Annotated in this window: 20 protein-coding genes; 5 read left to right on the plus strand and 15 right to left on the minus strand. The window is 32.8% G+C overall.

Annotated features, from left to right (window positions below; translation table 11 throughout):
* Positions 1-52: 52 nt before the first annotated feature.
* A complete protein-coding gene (locus BUC31_RS19075) occupies positions 53-817 on the plus strand; it encodes a creatininase family protein (protein WP_211573891.1) in 765 nt (254 codons plus the stop codon).
* On the opposite strand, the gene BUC31_RS19080 is transcribed toward BUC31_RS19075, so the two are convergent.
* The 7 genes from BUC31_RS19080 to rsfS all read right to left on the minus strand — a co-directional run bounded on the left by BUC31_RS19080 (position 814) and on the right by rsfS (position 6,133).
* Positions 814-1,284, minus strand: a complete 471-nt coding sequence (locus tag BUC31_RS19080; protein WP_073247266.1) for a hypothetical protein — start codon at positions 1,282-1,284, stop codon at positions 814-816. The two genes, BUC31_RS19075 and BUC31_RS19080, sit on opposite strands and share 4 nt — an antisense overlap.
* An 80-nt stretch (positions 1,285-1,364) precedes the next feature.
* A complete protein-coding gene (locus tag BUC31_RS19085) occupies positions 1,365-1,622 on the minus strand; it encodes an acyl-CoA-binding protein (protein ID WP_073247267.1) in 258 nt (85 codons plus the stop codon).
* Positions 1,597-2,280: a phosphatidylserine decarboxylase family protein gene (locus BUC31_RS19090; protein WP_073247269.1), complete on the minus strand. Its 684-nt coding sequence runs from the start codon at positions 2,278-2,280 to the stop codon at positions 1,597-1,599. The genes BUC31_RS19085 and BUC31_RS19090 overlap by 26 nt, the downstream gene beginning before the upstream one ends.
* Positions 2,270-3,073, minus strand: a complete 804-nt coding sequence (locus BUC31_RS19095) for a phosphatidate cytidylyltransferase (protein ID WP_073247271.1) — start codon at positions 3,071-3,073, stop codon at positions 2,270-2,272. The genes BUC31_RS19090 and BUC31_RS19095 overlap by 11 nt, the downstream gene beginning before the upstream one ends.
* A 1-nt stretch (position 3,074) precedes the next feature.
* Positions 3,075-3,686 (minus strand): LUD domain-containing protein, encoded by a 612-nt coding sequence (locus BUC31_RS19100; RefSeq protein WP_073247273.1) that lies wholly within the window; start codon positions 3,684-3,686, stop codon positions 3,075-3,077.
* Positions 3,687-3,727: 41 nt separating this feature from the next.
* Positions 3,728-5,746, minus strand: coding sequence for an ATP-dependent zinc metalloprotease FtsH (gene ftsH / locus BUC31_RS19105; RefSeq protein ID WP_073247275.1), 2,019 nt, complete (start codon positions 5,744-5,746; stop codon positions 3,728-3,730).
* Between the two features lie 12 nt (positions 5,747-5,758).
* A complete protein-coding gene (rsfS, locus tag BUC31_RS19110; RefSeq protein ID WP_073247277.1) occupies positions 5,759-6,133 on the minus strand; it encodes a ribosome silencing factor in 375 nt (124 codons plus the stop codon).
* Between the two features lie 93 nt (positions 6,134-6,226).
* Here rsfS and BUC31_RS19115 point away from each other — a divergent pair, with 93 nt between their 5' ends.
* Positions 6,227-6,958 carry a biotin--[acetyl-CoA-carboxylase] ligase gene (locus BUC31_RS19115; RefSeq protein WP_073247279.1) on the plus strand — a complete coding sequence of 244 codons (732 nt, stop codon included), beginning with the start codon at positions 6,227-6,229 and terminating at the stop codon, positions 6,956-6,958.
* Here BUC31_RS19115 and BUC31_RS19120 read toward each other — a convergent pair.
* Together BUC31_RS19120 and pyrE are read right to left on the minus strand one after the other, a co-directional pair.
* Positions 6,955-7,347: an orotate phosphoribosyltransferase gene (locus BUC31_RS19120; RefSeq protein WP_073247281.1), complete on the minus strand. Its 393-nt coding sequence runs from the start codon at positions 7,345-7,347 to the stop codon at positions 6,955-6,957. The genes BUC31_RS19115 and BUC31_RS19120 overlap by 4 nt on opposite strands.
* 2 nt (positions 7,348-7,349) lie before the next feature.
* Complete coding sequence (gene pyrE, locus BUC31_RS19125; RefSeq protein WP_073247283.1) at positions 7,350-7,994, minus strand: orotate phosphoribosyltransferase; 645 nt, start codon at positions 7,992-7,994, stop codon at positions 7,350-7,352.
* Positions 7,995-8,001: 7 nt separating this feature from the next.
* Between pyrE and BUC31_RS19130 the strand changes: the two genes are divergently transcribed.
* Positions 8,002-8,592 carry an NUDIX hydrolase gene (locus BUC31_RS19130; RefSeq protein WP_073247379.1) on the plus strand — a complete coding sequence of 197 codons (591 nt, stop codon included), beginning with the start codon at positions 8,002-8,004 and terminating at the stop codon, positions 8,590-8,592.
* 3 nt (positions 8,593-8,595) lie between these two features.
* Here BUC31_RS19130 and BUC31_RS19135 read toward each other — a convergent pair whose 3' ends face one another.
* The 6 genes from BUC31_RS19135 to BUC31_RS19160 form a co-directional block, all read right to left on the minus strand.
* Positions 8,596-10,338 (minus strand): M14 family metallopeptidase, encoded by a 1,743-nt coding sequence (locus BUC31_RS19135; RefSeq protein ID WP_073247284.1) that lies wholly within the window; start codon positions 10,336-10,338, stop codon positions 8,596-8,598.
* A 67-nt stretch (positions 10,339-10,405) separates the two neighbouring features.
* Complete coding sequence (locus tag BUC31_RS19140; protein WP_073247286.1) at positions 10,406-10,810, minus strand: response regulator; 405 nt, start codon at positions 10,808-10,810, stop codon at positions 10,406-10,408.
* Positions 10,797-12,650, minus strand: coding sequence for a PAS domain S-box protein (locus tag BUC31_RS19145; RefSeq protein WP_073247287.1), 1,854 nt, complete (start codon positions 12,648-12,650; stop codon positions 10,797-10,799). Before BUC31_RS19145 ends, BUC31_RS19140 begins: the two co-directional genes overlap by 14 nt.
* Before the next feature lie 113 nt (positions 12,651-12,763).
* On the minus strand, positions 12,764-14,605 hold the full coding sequence (locus tag BUC31_RS19150; RefSeq protein WP_073247289.1) for a PAS domain S-box protein: 1,842 nt from the start codon (positions 14,603-14,605) through the stop codon (positions 12,764-12,766).
* 123 nt (positions 14,606-14,728) lie between these two features.
* Complete coding sequence (gene coaD / locus BUC31_RS19155) at positions 14,729-15,181, minus strand: pantetheine-phosphate adenylyltransferase (RefSeq protein WP_073247291.1); 453 nt, start codon at positions 15,179-15,181, stop codon at positions 14,729-14,731.
* A 31-nt stretch (positions 15,182-15,212) separates the two neighbouring features.
* The gene (locus tag BUC31_RS19160) at positions 15,213-16,187 is read right to left on the minus strand and encodes a D-alanine--D-alanine ligase (RefSeq protein ID WP_073247292.1); all 975 of its coding nucleotides are present in this window, start codon (positions 16,185-16,187) and stop codon (positions 15,213-15,215) included.
* 176 nt (positions 16,188-16,363) lie between these two features.
* On the opposite strand from BUC31_RS19160, the gene BUC31_RS19165 reads away from it, so the two are divergent.
* Complete coding sequence (locus BUC31_RS19165; RefSeq protein ID WP_073247294.1) at positions 16,364-16,954, plus strand: PASTA domain-containing protein; 591 nt, start codon at positions 16,364-16,366, stop codon at positions 16,952-16,954.
* The gene (locus BUC31_RS19170; protein WP_073247296.1) at positions 16,955-17,986 is read left to right on the plus strand and encodes an RluA family pseudouridine synthase; all 1,032 of its coding nucleotides are present in this window, start codon (positions 16,955-16,957) and stop codon (positions 17,984-17,986) included. It begins immediately after the preceding gene.
* The last annotated feature ends 90 nt before the right edge of the window (positions 17,987-18,076 follow it).

Genomic DNA, 18,076 nt, shown 5'->3' on the forward strand with positions numbered 1-18,076 from the left:
CCCTTGATTAATTTTAAGGGTTTTTTTATGCTTTAATGTTATCTTTAATACTATGATTAGACCTTATGTACTTGCCGAAACCAACTGGGAGCATTTAAAAGATGAGCAAATAGAATTGGCAGTTCTGCCGTGGGGTGCTACAGAGGCGCATAATTATCATTTACCATATGGTACAGATAATTATCAGGCGCAAAGTATGGTTGAATCAGCTGCTAAAATCGCATGGGACAAAGGTAAGAAGGTGATAGTTTTGCCAACAATTCCTTATGGTGTAAACACAGGTCAGAGTGATATTTATTTAGATATGAATCTAAATCCGTCAACGCAATTGGCTATTCTTAAAGATTTGGTAACGGTGTTAAATAGACAAGGCATTAAAAAACTGTTGCTTTTTAATGGTCATGGGGGTAATAATTTTAAACCTATTGTTAGAGAGTTAGGCTTGTTGTTTCCTGATATGTTTATAAGCTTTTGCTTTTTTCCGCCAATGCTAGATAAATCTAAATATTTTCAAGAAGAAGGTGATCATGCAGATGAAATGGAAACAAGCTTGATGCTTTATTTAAGACCCGATTTGGTTCAGCCAAAAGAGAAGTGGGGTAGTGGTAGTGCTAAGTCATTTAAAATTGAAGCATTTAATGAAGGTTGGGCTTGGGCAGAAAGACAATGGTCTAAAGTAAGTAGTGATACAGGTATTGGTAATCCGGAGTTTGCTACTGCAGAAAAAGGAGAACGTTTTTTTAATGACGTTTGCCAAAAACTAAATGATTTGTTTTGTTCCCTTTGCGACGCCGACTTAAAAGATTTATATCATTAATTTTTAATGGCTACTAATTTATTTGAAGATGATGCTAGAGTGGCTTTTCTTCTTAGATTAATATCTAAATCAATTTTTAATGATATTAAAGCACTTAAAATAATGATGTTTTTAAAAATATACTGCCCTGCTAAGGTGAACACCAATTCGCCTTTGCCAAAAATTTCTTCAGGTAATAAGAATAGTGGACTAAATGTGAATAGTATATGAATTATAGCGATACCGATAAATAATCTAGGTTTCCAGTTTGCTATAAGAAAGATGCCTATCAAAGTTTCTCCTATAGCTAATGAAACCAAGCCTATCTGCGAGGGTAAAATTCCTAAAGTTAAAATACTAATTGTATCAGTGGCTAAATCTTCTGCCGGACTCAAGTGTGGAATAAATTTTATAAAGCCGAAAATTAGATACACAACACCGATAGAAATACGAAGAATATTGGTCTTTAACTTTTCTAATCTTTTCATCGAATGTTGGTCAATTGTTTACTAATTATTTTAAACCATATAGATACGACGTCAACTAATGTTTAGATAATCGATAATTATCATTTTAGTTCTTTGGCGACTAAATCAATATAAGATTGCATCGCTTTTTTCTTGCTCATGTTCTTTGCTTGAAACAATGCATTTGCTTTGAAAGCATTAATCAACGGAGTTTTACTACCGGGATTGTCAAAATTTGCATTGGCTATTTTGTAATAAGCATACAATTTCAAAAGTATATCTGCTGGGACCGGTTCGGTAAAGTTATTGACCAAAGCAACGGTTTCCTCAAATTCAATACGTAATTTCTTCATTTTCATTTGGGTCAACAAAAGTAGCTATACAAGTCTCTGCACCTTTAACCTTCTGGTTTAGCTTTACATTAATCTGGCAATCTAAGGGTAAAAATAAATCAACTCTAGAACCAAATTTTATAAACCCTGCGTCATCACCTTGTTGTACACTTTCCCCTTTTTCTGCGTAATTAACAATACGTCTAGCTAATGCGCCTGCTATTTGTCGATATAAAATTTCGCCAAATTTTGGAGTCTTTATAACTACAGTAGTTCTTTCGTTCTCTTCACTTGATTTAGGGTGCCATGCAACTAGGAATTTACCAGGGTGATATTTAGAAAAAATAATGCTACCACTAGCAGGGTATCTTGTTACGTGAACATTTACAGGAGACATAAAAATAGAAACTTGTCTTCTCTTTTCTTTAAAAAATTCTTTTTCAAAAACTTCTTCAATAACAACGACCTTGCCATCTACAGGAGACAGAATTTCGTTGAAATCTTTTGCAGTCACTCTTTTAGGGTTTCTAAAAAACTGAAGTATGATTATCAATAGTATTAAACCCAGTAATTGAATGGTCAGTTTTAACCAAGGTATATCAATGAAGAAATGAGCTAAGAGTACGCTGATTCCTACTAAACAAAAAGAAAACAATATTATTTTTTGTCCCTCTTTATGAAACATAACTAAATATATTTAAGGTTAAATATGCAAATGGAGCTGCAAAGACTAAACTATCTAAGCGATCTAACATGCCACCATGGCCTGGTAATATAGCGCCACTGTCTTTAACACCAGCTGCTCTTTTTAATTTCGACTCTATTAAATCGCCCAAGCTACCGGCAACAACAATAACAGTTGCAAGTATCATCCATTGAATTGGGCTAATTAAAGCTTCAAAGGTGGCCATTAAATATGCGGCTATTAGTGCAAATATAAAGCCTCCTAAGGTACCTTCAATGGTTTTCTTAGGAGAAACTGAAGGAAATAATTTTGTTCTACCTATGCTCTTACCTACTAAGTAAGCAAATGAATCATTTACCCATATTAGAATAAAGATACCCATGATTAACAATTTGGCAAATGCGTCGTTCTTATAAGGTATCATTGTTAGAAAGATGCATCCTCCTCCGATATAAAATAGACCAACTATAAACTTCATTGGCGTATTGAATTTTATTGGTTTTTTAGTGAAAAGGTTAATCAGAAGGTATATATCAACTACTATGGTAATCACCATTAAAATATTGATAATTTGTTGGTCTTTTACCAAATAAATAAAAGCCCACCATAGCGCCAAATACGCAGCAAAAATGTGATAGCCTTTTAAGTGTACCAATTTTTTATACTCGTATAAACAAGCCAAACCAAAAGTCATGAATAAAAAATCGAAAGCATCAGAACTTAAAAAGACTGCTGACAATAATAATATAATGTAGACAGCCCCCGTTAGTGACCTTCTTAAAATTTCTTTCATACTATAAATCTTCCAGAAGTAAAAGATAAAGATTTTTAGTACTACTACCATATGTTAGAAAATCATCTGAATTTTCTGCGGTAGCTTTAAAATGTTTTAATGTAGTGATATTGGCCGGTATTTTTTGACCATATTTTTTCTTAATGGTCTTTAGACCTTCTCCTATAGATTCTACCAGTTGACTGGTTGTAGCGAAAACTACAACATTACTAGGTAGCTCATTTACTTTTTTCTCATGTAGTTGATTAGAGCATACAAGAATACTTCCATTTTGAGCAATAAGATGCTCGCAAGTGGTAAAAAAAACTTCACTATCACGAGATTTATCTGTAAAAGTGATAGGCTCTTTTGAAAATTTTTGGGCTAGCCTTTCATTGAGAACAAAGAAAGGCTCACTCTCCCAATTATTTTCTGTAACAATATTTTGAATCGCTCTTGAAACTTCTACATCAGAATCGCAATATATAAACTTACCGCCATTTTGCTTAAAATGGATAGTAAATTTTTCATCAACAGGAATATTTAAATCTGGCATGTGGTCGCCACGCGTTTCCGCAGTTTCTTTCGAAACTTTCTTCTTACCACCACCAAATAAAATATCTAAAAACCCCATTTACGTTGTTGAAATAATTGCTAAACTAAAGTACTGCAATTTTATTTATTCTCTGTAATTTCTTCCTCTTCCGTTTTAGAATCTGTACCAGAGTCTGAATCTTTTAACTTTTCAAGATTTTTTTTATTTTCTAAGGCTAGGATATCTTTTTCAAAATTTCTTACACCAAATATTTTTTCTAAATCTTCTTTAAAGATAACTTCTTTCTCTAATAATCGTTCGGCCAAGGTCGTTAATTTGTCCTTATTGTCTGTAAGTACTTTAATAGCTCTTTGGTACTGCTCTTCTATTATTTTAGATATTTCAGCATCAATTTTTCTAGCGGTATCTTCACTGTAAGGTTTTGAAAAACCATAAGAATCTTGCCCAGCAGAATCATAATAAGTGATATTTCCTATTTCATCATTAAGACCATAAATAGTTACCATAGCTCTAGCTTGTTTAGTAACTTTTTCTAAATCACTTAATGCACCAGTAGATATTTTATTGAAAATAACTTTCTCTGCAGCTCTACCACCCATTGTTGCACACATTTCGTCCAACATTTGTTCTGGTCTAACTATTAAACGCTCTTCTGGTAAATACCATGCAGCACCTAAAGACTGTCCTCTTGGTACTATGGTCACCTTCACTAAAGGAGCAGCATGTTCAAGCATCCAACTAGTAGTTGCATGACCTGCTTCATGGTAAGCAATAGTTTCTTTCTCACCAGGTGTAATTATCTTATTTTTCTTTTCAAGGCCGCCAACTATTCTATCTACAGCATCTAAGAAATCTTGTTTAGAAACAGCCTTCTTCTCTTTTCTAGCGGCAATTAATGCAGCTTCATTACAAACATTGGCTATATCTGCACCAGAGAAACCAGGAGTTTGTCTTGCTAAAAATTCAGTATCTAAAGTTTCTGATGTTTTAATAGGTCTAAGGTGAACTTCAAATATTTCTTTACGTTCACGAATGTCTGGAAGATCAACATAAATTTGTCTATCAAATCTACCTGCACGCATTAATGCTTTATCCAATACATCTGCACGGTTGGTTGCTGCCAATACAATAACGTTTGTGTTGGTACCAAAACCATCCATCTCAGTTAATAATTGGTTCAATGTATTTTCACGCTCATCGTTAGAACCGGTAAAATTATTTTTACCTCTAGCTCTACCAATAGCATCAATCTCATCAATGAAGATAATTGCTGGCGATTTGTCTTTTGCTTGTTTGAAAAGGTCACGTACTCTAGAAGCACCAACACCTACGAACATTTCAACGAAATCTGAACCTGAAAGAGAAAAGAAAGGCACTTTAGCTTCACCTGCAACGGCTTTTGCTAAAAGGGTTTTACCTGTTCCTGGAGGGCCTACTAATAAGGCACCTTTAGGAATTTTACCACCTAATGAGGTGTATTTGTCTGGGTTTCTTAAGAAATCTACAATCTCTTCAACCTCTTCTTTTGCACCTTCTAAACCAGCAACATCTTTAAAAGATGTTCTAGTATCTGTTTTTTCATCAAATAATTTGGCTTTAGATTTACCTATATTAAATATTTGACCGCCAGCGCCGCCGCCGCCGCCGCCAGACATTCTACGCATTAAATATATCCATATACCAATGATTAGTACAAAAGGTAATAAGGATAGCAAGAAATCTAAAATGGCTGTAGATTCTTTACCAAATTCAATAATAGTATCTAAATTATTTTCTTTTTTGATTTCAGTTATTTCATTTTGAAATATTTGAAGATCACCATAGTCTAAAGTATACTGTGGTAAATTGCCTGAAGATGGAAGAAATGATTTTTCATTTAGATCTTTATGTACATCTTTAGCAATAGCTTCATCTTTTAAAAAGACCTTTGCTTGATTTGTATTCGTAATAATTAGAATCTTCTTTACATCACCATTTCTTAAGTACTGTTGTAATTCTGAAGTAGTCGTTTTATTGGTACTAGCTAAATCATCACTATTGAATAATTGAAATCCAATTAGTAAGACTGCTACTAATCCATAAATCCACCAAGAGCTAAATTTTGGTTTTTTCGGATTTGTTTTGTTTTCTTTTGCCATTTTAATTTTTTATTAGTTTACGCTACTTTCTATGGTTGTGAATTTTGCATCTCCCCATAAACCTTCTATATCATAGAATTCTCGTACTTGCTTTTGGAATACATGAACTACGACATTAACATAGTCCATTAATACCCACTCGGCATTGTCTTCGCCTTCTACGTGCCAAGGTTTATCTTGAATCGCTTTACTTACTGTTTTTTGGATAGAACCTACAATAGCATTTACATGCGTATTTGAAGTACCGTTACAAACTATGAAGTAATCGCAAACGGTATTCTCAATTTCTCTTAAATCTAATAGGTTAATGTTATGACCTTTTACTTCGTCAATTCCCTGAATTATTAATGCAATTAACTCATCTTGGCTAGTTTTACTTTCCTGCATTCAAAAATTTTAGTTTTTACAAAGTTATTATTTTTTTGTTCTTTTATGACTAGTTTTTAACAATAGATTATAGATTCACAATAAGAACAGTAAATGCAAATAATCAAACTTGATGCCACGCAATCTACAAACACCTATTTAAAGGAGTTGTCATTTGAAAAAGAATTGGAAGATTTTACTATAATTACAACTAAAGATCAAACTTCTGGTAGGGGTCAAATGAATGCAAAATGGGAGTCTGAGCCAGGTAAAAACCTAGCGTTCAGTGTATTGAAAAATAATATAGGTGTGCCTATTAAAGAGGTTTTTTTGGTAAGTGTTTGTGTGTCTCTAGCGATAATAGATGGTTTAAAACGTTTAGGAATACCTGATTTGAGTATAAAATGGCCTAACGACATTCTGTCAGGTAATAATAAAATAGGAGGCATTCTTATCGAAAATATTTTATCTGGCTCTAAAATAAAACGAAGTATAGTTGGTTTTGGCTTAAATGTGAATCAAGAAGTGTTTGAAAAAGCTCCGAATGCGTCTTCATTAAAAAATATTGTGGGTACTGTATTTGATCTTGATTCGGTATTTTATTCTTTAATAGAACAATTGCATAGCTATTTAAATAAGCCAATACAATCTTTAGAGAATGAATTGTACGCTCAATATCATTCTCAATTATTTAAAATAGGGGAGAGAAGTACTTTTAGGAACCAGAATGATACACTATTTACAGGAACAATAGAAAAAGTCTCTATCAGTGGTAAGCTTATAGTGAAACATGAAAATGGTGATTATGAGGAGTATGGGTTAAAAGAAATACAGCTTTTGTATTAAACAGCACCCAAATTGGTTGATAACGTATTTATAAAATTAGTGATAGGTTTTTTTATCATCATCGCCATCATAGCATTGAATTCACCTTTAAAACTTAAAACAACCTCACTTTTGCCGCTTTCTATTTCTATAATATCTGCAGTTAAGGTGAAAGGTAGTTTTTCACTAGCAGCACCTAAAACAATTTGGCTAAAAGGTGTCTGTTCTTTTTTCTCCAAAACAATTTCTGGCATTCCTTTTAAAGCAAAAAGAAATCTATTCTCGTTCAAAACTTCAAATTTGTCAATATTCTCTGGCATTAACTGTCTAAAATTAGGCAGGTCATTCAAAAAGTTGAAAGTATCTTCTGTACTTTTAGATACTTGTGTCTTTGGTGTTTCTATTAACATAACTATTTATTTGTCCATTTTGAAGGGTCTTTCCTCCATTCCATTAATGTAATTAACTGCTCTTCTTTAACGTAACCTGTATCAGATGCTTGTTCAATAAGATATTCGTAGCTACTTAAAGTGTGCAGCTCTGTATTTTTTTCTTTAAAGTTGTTTGCGGCGGTTTCAAAACCGTAAGTAAAAACGGCTAACATACCTTTTACTTTCGCATCAATAGCTCTTAAAGCATCTACAGCGTTTAAACTACTTTTACCAGTACTAATCAAATCTTCTATAACCACAACTGTTTGGTGTGCTTCTAAATGACCCTCTATCTGGTTTTGACGACCATGAGATTTAGGTTCAGGCCTTACATAAACGAAAGGTAAATTAAGTTTATCGGCTACTAGAGCTCCTATTCCTATTGCTCCTGTAGCAACCCCAACGATACAATCCGGCTTGCCATAAAGTTGTTCTACTTGCTTTGCCATTTCATCACGAATGTAGTTTCTGATGATAGGATAAGAGAGTAAAATTCTATTGTCGCAATATATTGGAGATTTCCAACCCGAAGCCCATGTAAAAGGATTTTCGGGTTTCAATTTTATTGCATTAATTTGCAAGAGAAGCTCTGCTGTTTTTTTTGCAGTGTTTTTGTCTAAAACCATGACGCAAATGTATAAAGTTTTTGTTAATGAATTGCCTTTGATTTTGACAAATAAACTCTCTGAAACCAGAAATGGGGAGTATTTTTCGTTAAATCAAGAATCTATTGAAGATGCAATAAGTTCATTGAGGAAAGGGAAGTTGAAAGAAGCGTTCATTTATCACCCTAACCACGATGAAATTTTAAAGAAGTTTACTAAAGAAATTCCTTTAGTCATTGCTGGTGGTGGCGTGGTTAAAAATAAGAAAGGAAAAGTACTTTTTATCTATAGAAACGATAAATGGGATTTGCCAAAAGGTAAGTTAGATAAGGGTGAGTCAATAGAAGAATGTGCCATTCGGGAAGTTGAGGAAGAAACTGGCGTAAGAAATCTTGTTATTGATAATTATATACGTACCACATATCACATTTTTAAACGTAACGGAGTCAATAAACTGAAGCAAGTATATTGGTATGCAATGAGCACCGATTTTGAAGGTAAATTAAAGCCTGAAAAAAAGGAAGGTATATTTAAGGTCAAATGGAAAGGACCAGCTAAAATCCAAAAAGCTCTTGAAAATTCTTACGTTAATATTAAAATTTTGTTTGGAGAAGATTAGGTTTTATTTTTTGATTCTATACACCGGATATTGTAAATGCGCCTTTTCATAAAGATCACTTTGTTTAAAAAGCCAGTCTAATTGCTTATACCAGTTTTCCTTGAAATCTGAATCAAGCATTTTTTTATCCTCAAACTTGGCTTTTAAAATAGAATCATTTTCTAACATCTTTAATGCGGTATCTTCAAACACATAAGGTGAGAACCCTTCTTTTTGCTGTAGTATGGTGTCAAAGAAATTCCAGTTAAAAAAGGAGTCAACTGCAGCGGGTTCTAATGTTTCTAAAAGATATCTAAAACCTGGTTGATTAGTCGGTATTATAATATCACCCGCGTGAAATTCTATAGTGCTATTTGTTGTATTTATGGTAGTATTATAATGCGGGTAGTGCCCCTCATAAGGCGATATATAAGTTTTGTAATCATTTATTTTATAAGATTCTACGGCAATTGTAGAATCTTTTTGAAGCGTGGTGTATGTAATTTTATTTAAATCTAATTTTTCAATCACATTTTGCCATTGTCTACCTAAAATATATGCTTCAGGAATTTTAACGGAATCTGATGGTGTATAATAATCTTGATAGGCAACTTCGGTTTCAATTGGCATATCTTGGTTGTACTTTAGTCTTTTTAAACCCGTAACGGCACTGATTATAGTATCTGCCTTGAAGCCTTTAAAAATATAATTAGAAACTTTGGTGGTATCAATTGTCCATGCCATGGGGTAATATTCCTCTTCGTCAAAAGATGATAAAGCGGCATCACGTAGATTTCTAATTTTACCACCATCTTTTTCAGTTATAGTAATCATTTTTTGCATCAATTCATAAGTACCCATAACACGCTTATCGTATGGTTTTAACATATGCGTCTCGACCATCATACCTACAGTATTAAATAGTGTAGTATAACCAGTAGAATATCTTGGGTGGTCTATAAATTGTTGAAATCCTTTTTCTGGGGGAGTATTGAATACATTCACGTACGGAGTAATATCCCAATTAGATTTCGCTAATGAATCTTGTAATTGTGGCATCAATGAATCATGAATATATTCACCTAATTTTCCGCCTAATTTATTATGCTGAGTAAAGAGATGGGTTAAGGTGTATTGGTAATCGGCACCATTGCTAACATGATTGTCTATAAATACATCAGGATTGATAAGATGAAATATTTCGGCAAAAGTAGCAGCGTTTTTGGTGTCGGTTTTAATGAAATCTCTATTGAGGTCATAATTTTTGGCATTACCTCTAAATCCGTATTCTAGGGGTCCGTTTTGGTTAGCTCTAGAAGTGCTATTTCTGTTTAATGCACCGCCAACGTTGTAAATAGGTATGGTAGCTATAATCGTCTCTTTCGGAGTTTCAATTTCGCTGCTTGCCAAATCGCGAAAAAGTAACATAGTAGCATCAATACCATCACTTTCACCTGGATGAATACCGTTGTTAATCAACATCATGGTATTGCTCTCGCCCAATTTTTTAAAATCAAAATCTCCCTTAGAACTATAGGTGACCACATGTAATGGTTTGCCACTATCAGTTGTGCCAATGGTTTGTATGTTTATTGTAGAGAACTCTTTTGACAGTTTAAGGTAAAAATCTATTACCTGTTCATAGGTCGCAGTTTCTGTCTTGTTCGAAGTTTCGAAAGGAGTGGGGAAATCGGTTTTGGTATCTTCAACTTTACTCTCGCATGAGAAAAATAAAAGAGCCAAAAAGAAAAGTGGTATATTTTTCATGTACAATCATTTAATGAGCTGATTAGTGCCAGTAATTGATTGTAAAAATAGGGATTACTTTATATTTTTAAGCCAGTTGAGTAATTTCTGCTATTTTATTTCTGTCGATTGGTTTTTGATTGAAAGTAATTAAATGGTGGCTTTTATTTTTAAAAAACTCCCATTGTTTATAATCACGTGGGTCTATTGATGATGTTACAATATTTATTCTAATAGTTTGGGTAATTGGAAGCTCAAGAAAGGCTTTTAGAAATTCCCATCCATCCATAATTGGCATGTTAATATCTAAAAATATTATCTGAGGTATTTGCTGGTTATTATTAAAAAAAGCTGTCATTGCATCTAATGCAATTTTACCATTGGCATAGGATTCAATAGTTTTGCATTCAACACTTGAAGCTATTAATTTACGTAAACCGAAGACCGTTATTGTGTCATCGTCAATAATAGTGATATCACTAATTTTTTTCATTAAAGAAAATTTTAAATTCTGTTCCTTTTCCAACTTTGCTCGTTACTTCTATTTTACCGTTCATAGCGTCTATTTGATTTTTTGTAAGGTATAGACCAATACCTCGCGCATCTTTATGATCGTGAAAGGTTTTGTACATTCCAAAAAGTTTTTCGCCGTATTTCTTCAAATCTATACCTAGCCCATTATCTGCAATGGTTAATATTGAATAACCTCCCTTTTTCTCTGCACTTAACGTCACAAGCGCTTCTCTATCTGGATGTTTGTATTTTACTGCGTTAGTGATGAAATTTGTTAATATGCTATCTAAATAAGCTGGTACCGATTTAATGTTGAAATTAGCCGGTATATTATTTTCAATTCTACCACTGTTAACTGAAATAAAAGGAGATAGATTATCGCATGCGTCTACTACCTTCTTATTTAAATTTATTTCTTTGATTTCTATATTTGTATTAGTATTTATTGAAACTACTTCATTTAAATTATCTAAGGTCTCTAACAAATTGTTCGAAGCTTTAGTAAGCATAGAAACAATACTTTTCTTTTCTTCTTCATCTTTTTCTGTTTCTAAAAAGTTTAATAGCATTGAAAAATTAGCTGAATGAGAACGAAGGTTATGCGAAACAATATGTGCAAAGTTTAAAAGCTTTTTATTCTGTACCGATGCAATGTTTATAATATTTCTAAGCTCTTTTTCTTTTTCTTTTAGTTTAGAAATATCTAGGCTAATACCCACAAGACCATATGCAATACCCTTATTATTTAACAATGGTATTTTAGAACTCAAAAAAGAAGTTTGTTTGCCATTAATAGTGGTTTTAACTGTTTCCTTTCCAATTACAGGTTTAAGAGTATTCATTACATTTAAGTCTTCTTCTCTAGACTTTTCTGCAGCATCATAAGGGTATAGTTCAAAATCACTTTTACCTAAAATTTCTTTTGGGTCATTAACTCCTAAATACTCACATTCTGCTTTGTTTATTAAAATTTTTCTAGATTCAGTATCTTTTATATAAACATTGACCGGTAAATTGTCAATTAATGTTCTTAATAGTTTTTCGTTATCAATAGTTTTAATATCAGCTTCTACCTGCTCGTGTATGTCTTGAAAAGTACCAATTAAACCAACTACTTTACCTTTGTTAAAGATAGGTTTACCGCCAGCCATAACCCACTTTTCTTTTCCGGTAGCGGTTATGATTTGAAGTTTTAAATTACTCCAAGATTTACCACTTTCCTGTGCTTCAAAAAGAGCCATTGATATAGCATTTCTACTATGACCTTCTTTATAATAAAAAAGAGCAGTTTCTATGTTGGGTTTAAAATCCGATGATACCTCGTGAATAGATTTTGTGGTAGAACACCAAAATAGTTGGTTGTCTTCCATATTATATTCCCACCTTCCAATTTTGGTGATTTCTGCTTGTTGTTGTAATAATAAATCTTTTTTATTGAGCTCTAGTTCATTATTAACGGCGTCAGTAATATTATTTAATTGAATAATTGCTCCTACAATATTCTCATTAGTATCATACCAAGGTGCATTGATCCATTCGAACCAAAGTTCATTGCTATTAGCATCTATGGTTTTATGAATACCCATAGGCTGAGGATTGCCTTTAAAACAATTGTCTAATACCATTTTCCATTTTTCACTTAAATTAGGAAAAACAGCAAATAAACTTCTAGAGTTAATACACTCGTCATTTTCATTAAAAATACTCGTCCACTTGTCAGATGTCTGAACAATGTTATAATTAGTGTCTACGAAAGCCGTTGGTGTAGGCAATTGTCTAATTAGGTACGAGGTATTAGATACCTGGGGAACTGTTATCATACCGATGTAATTTCTTACGAATGTAGTGGGATTGCTGTTTTTTAAAACATAATTGTTGTGAATGTTATCATTTACGTTGTAAAACAATCAATAATCTATTTATTCAATTAATTTTATTTTTTGTTGAAGTGAAACCTAAAAGTGGTTCCTTCATTTGGCTTACTCTCAACAGTTATATTTCCGTTCATAGCTTCCATTTGGTTTTTAGTAATGTATAGACCAATACCTCTAGAATCTTTATTTCTGTGAAAGGTTTTGTAAAGTCCAAATAACTGATTACCGTATTTTTCTAAATCAATACCCAAACCGTTATCTTCAACACTTAAAATAGTGTAGTTTTTGCTCTCTTCTATACTTAATATGATGATGGGTTTTTTATCAGGACTTCTATATTTAATAGAGTTGGTAATACAATTGGTTAAAATACTATTAAGATATGCAGGTAATGCCTTTACTTGAGTAGTCTCTGGTATTTCATTAATAATTTTTCCATATGTTTCTTTTAATAAGCCGGCCACGTTCTGTTCAACAACAAATAGGCTTTCATTTAAAGAAAGTAATTTTTTCTCCTCATTAATGCTAGACTTTACAGCAACAATCTCTCGAAGTCCTTTTATGGTTTCAGATAAATTATCAGAAGCGCTGAATAGCATATTCATGTATTTGTTACGCTGGTTTTTACCAGTCTCATCATTTAAAAAATTAAGTAAAAGTGAAAAATTTGTTGCATGTGTTTTTAGGTTATGAGATACCATGTGGGCAAAATTCAACAATTGCTCATTTTTCTCTCTTGCCGATGCAATGGTATTTTTTAAGTTCTTTTCTAATTTTGTTTGTGAGGTTATATTTTCAAAGGTGCATAACACACTTTTTATTCCAGAAGTACCTTCAACTAAAGTACCAGTCATCTTTATATTAATATTATGCTTTTTTTGGTTAGTGTAGGTGAACTTAACTGGTTTAAAAGAGCCATGTTCTTCTAGTTGAATTTTAAGTTCAGCACTTTTGCTTATGATATTGTCTTTAATAAATTTTTTAAAATTATGACCTATAAAATGTTCTTTGTTAAAAGAGGTAAGTTTTGTGAATTGTTCATTTACATCTAAAAGGTTGCCATTTTTAAAATCTACAATTGCTAGTCCAAAAGGCACCTTTTCAAATAGAGGATATTCAATTAATATGTTGTCATTAATCTCTGTATTTGGTTTGGTTTCATTTTTAATATGTTGAATAGTACCAATAATTCTAGTGCAATTACTCCCTTTAAATTTTGGTCTACCAATGGTATTTACCCATATTACTTCTCCGTCAGATTTTTTTAACTGTAATTTTTCATTCCAAGGTTTACCGGAATTAATTGCATCTGAAACTAGTTTTTTGATAATTTCTTGTGATTCTTCTACATAGAAATTAATAGAGTTTTCTAGTGTAGGTTTAAAATCTGAAGACAGCCCATAAATTTTGTTAACGATTGATGTCCAATTTAAAGTTTCATTTTGCACGTCATAATCCCAACTTCCAATTTTTGCGACCGAGCTTTTTTGATTTAAAATAAGTTTTGTCTTATTAAGTTCAATTTCAAGCTCTTGAGTCTTAGAAATAGATTCTACTTTAATAATTACACCTATAATGTTGCCGTAACCATCTTTCCAGGGGTTTAGATGCCAAACAGAATCTTTAGAAGAATACTTACAGTTTTTAGCATTATATTTAAACTTAATATCTCTTAAGCCCTCTAAGCTATATTTTAGTCTGGACATTAAATCTTGAGATAATTCAGGAAAAAGATCAAGAAAGTATTTCCCTTCAATATCATTCAAATTCAATTCAAAATTTGCTTGCCACCTAGGTGAAGCACTGATCAGTTTAAAATCTGTATCAATGATAACTATAGATGACGGAATCTGATTTATCCAATCTAAAGAAAAAGATGAATTATTTTGTGATTTAAACATAGGTGTGTTGAATTTTCCTACTAAATTATAGGAATATTCTAGTTTACGCTTAGCTTTTGTTGTGTTTTTACCTAAAAGTGTGGTTGAAGTGGCCTATATTGTTGTGAGGCCGATGAACTACATCTATTTTCTTACAGAATTGGGTACTAAACCCGTATAGTCACCACCGTTGCGTATTACGTCTCTTACAATAGATGAACTTATGTATGATTTGCCCGATGAGGTCAATAAAAACACGGTTTCTATCTCAGATAATTTACGGTTTGTATGTGCAATTGCCTTCTCAAATTCAAAATCACCAGGATTACGCAATCCCCTTAAAATAAAATTAGCGTCTTCTTTCTTACAAAAGTCAACTGTTAGTCCTACATATGATTTTACCGAAATAGAAGGCACATCTTTAAACGCTTCTTCTATGAATTGTATACGTTTCTCAAGACTGAACATATACTTTTTGTCGGCATTTTTACCGATTGCGATAATTATTTCATCGAATAGCGTTATGCCACGCATAATAATATCATGATGTCCCAATGTTAAGGGATCAAAAGAACCAGGAAAAATTGCGCGTCTCATAGGTGGGTTTTACGTTTTAAATATAGGTATTTTAAGCTAATGCCTCGGTAATTGCATACTCAAATAACATACCTAGCTCAATACCAGCTTCTTTAGCTTGTTGTGGCAATATACTCTCTGTGGTTAAACCAGGTGTAGTATTCATCTCTAATAAAAATGGTTCGTTGCCAATAAATATAAATTCACTTCTAGAAAAGCCCGTCATTTTTAGTACATCATATATTCTTTTCGATGCGATGGTTACTTTTTCTAATTGTTCAGGATTTATTCTTGCAGGAGTAATTTCTTGTGATTTACCTTCATATTTTGCTTGGTAGTCGAAGAAGTCATTTTCAGAAACAATTTCTGTAATCGGGAAAACCGTTGTTTTGCCATTTAGTTTTAGAACGCCCACAGATACTTCTGTACCGTCAAGAAAACCTTCAATAATAATTTCATCATCTTCTTTATAAGCAGTTTCTATAGCACCTTTTAGCTCCTCTGCTTTATAGACTTTAGTAATACCAAAACTACTACCAGACTTATTGGCCTTTACAAAACAAGGTAGCTTGACTTTATTTATTATTTCTGTTTCATTTATTTCATCGCCTAAGTTTAGATAATAAGAAGGTGCCGCTTTAATTCCGTAAGGTTTCAATACACTTAGCAAGTCTCTTTTATTGAAGGTAAGCGCTGCTTGATAAAAATCACAAGAAGTATGCTTTATTCCTAATAATTCAAAATATGCCTGCATGAGTCCGTCTTCACCAGGGGAACCATGAATGGCATTAAAAACACAATCAAATGTTATAGACGTATTGTTTAAAGGAATAGAGAAATCGTTTCTGTCAATAGGTGTTTCGTTACCGGCATCATCTACATAGACCCATTTGTTCTTAAAAATATGTATTCTGTAAAGATTAAATTTTTCTTTGTTCAAGTAATCATAGACCACATTTCCACTTTTAAGCGATATTTTATATTCACTAGAATACCCGCCCATTATAATTGCTATATTTTTTTTCATTTGTATGGTCTATTAAGAATGTAAAAGCAAAGATGAAGTATTGAAATAAAATAAAAAAGAAAACGAACAGCATTCATGCAAATTGAATTAATTTTTTAAGGTAAGATGTAACTATAAACCGAAGCTGCTAAAAGGTATGTGGGCATTTACTATATTTGTCGGGTCAAATAATATGTATGAAGAATTTTTTCAATTTTTTAAAAAGTAAGACTTTTTTAATTCAGCTTGGTCTTGCGTTGTTGGTATTGATAATTGTGATTTTTGTCACCTTAAGATACCTGAACAGTACCACCAATCATGGTGAGTTTGTAGTAGTGCCAGATTTTTCAAAAAAATCTGTCATGGATATGAGAAAATCTATTGAAGAAGCTGGGCTTAGGTATGAAGTACTTGATTCAGCAAATTACAATCCAGATTATCCTAGGTTTTCGATCATTGAGCAAAATCCTACGGCAGGTTCAAAAGTAAAGGAGAATAGAAAAATATATTTTACCGTTAATCCATCAGGATATAAAAAAGTAACCGTTCCTAAAATAATTCAAGTAACCAAGCGTAATGCCTCTTCTATGTTGAAGGCAGTGGGCTTAGATGTACAAAGGGTAACCTATGTAGATGAATTGGGTAAGGATATGGTATACCAAATAAAATTTAAGGGCAAGTATATTAAGCCTGGCGATAAGCTACCTAAAACTTCTAAAATAGAGCTGATTTGTGGTAATGGTAGTATTACAGAAAGAGCGGTAATTAAATCGGAATCTGAAGATTAGATGGAGGAGAATATTGTGCAACCAGAGAATGAAGATGGAGAGCTTTTTGAGCACCATAGGGTAGTAGCCTCAAAAGGGCAAGAGTCTTTACGTGTAGATAAATTTTTAATGAATTTCATTGAAAATGCTACAAGGAATAAAATACAACAAGCTGCAAAAGGCGGTCATGTTTGGGTTAATGATGAGATTGTAAAATCGAATTATAAAGTAAAAGCAGGCGATGAGGTGAAGGTGTTATTTGAACATCCACCACATGAGTTTCTTTTGGTGCCAGAAGATATTCCATTAGATATCGTCTATGAAGATGATGTTCTTATGGTAGTCAATAAACCTGCGGGTATGGTGGTTCACCCAGGGCACGGTAATTATTCGGGTACATTAATAAATGCCTTAATCTTTCATACCGATAATTTACCGGCAAATAGTAACGAGAGACCAGGTTTGGTACATCGTATAGATAAAGATACCTCTGGTTTATTAGTAGTAGCAAAGACCGAAGCTGCAATGACCCATTTGGCAAAACAATTTTTTGATAAAACTTCTGAACGAGAGTATGTAGCTTTAGTTTGGGGTAATGTAGAAGAAGACGAAGGTACTGTAGTTGGTCATGTAGGTAGAAACCCTAAAAACCGTCTACAGATGCATGTTTTTCCTGAAGGGGAAGAGGGTAAAGAGGCTGTTACCCATTTTAAGGTATTGGAAAGATTGGGCTATGTTACACTTGTGTCATGTAAATTAGAGACAGGTAGAACACATCAAATTCGTGTGCATATGAAGTACATAGGCCACACGTTATTTAATGATGAGCGTTATGGTGGTGAGAAAATTTTAAAAGGAACAACCTTTACAAAATACAAGCAATTTGTAGAGAACACTTTTAAATTATTACCAAGGCAAGCGTTACATGCAAAGACATTAGGTTTTGTACACCCAGTAACCGGTGAGCGTATGAGTTTTGATTCAGAAGTGCCAGAAGACATGACTAGTGCTATTGAAAAATGGCGTGGTTATACTAAGAACAGCACAGAATAAGTTTCTTCGATACCGCTATTTAAACTCTTTTTTATCTTTTGTAGGTCTTCCTATTTATCCTGTTTATTTTTGGGCATCTAAAATTGCACT

This window comes from Maribacter aquivivus (assembly GCF_900142175.1).
Classification (GTDB): Bacteria; Bacteroidota; Bacteroidia; order Flavobacteriales; family Flavobacteriaceae; genus Maribacter; species Maribacter aquivivus.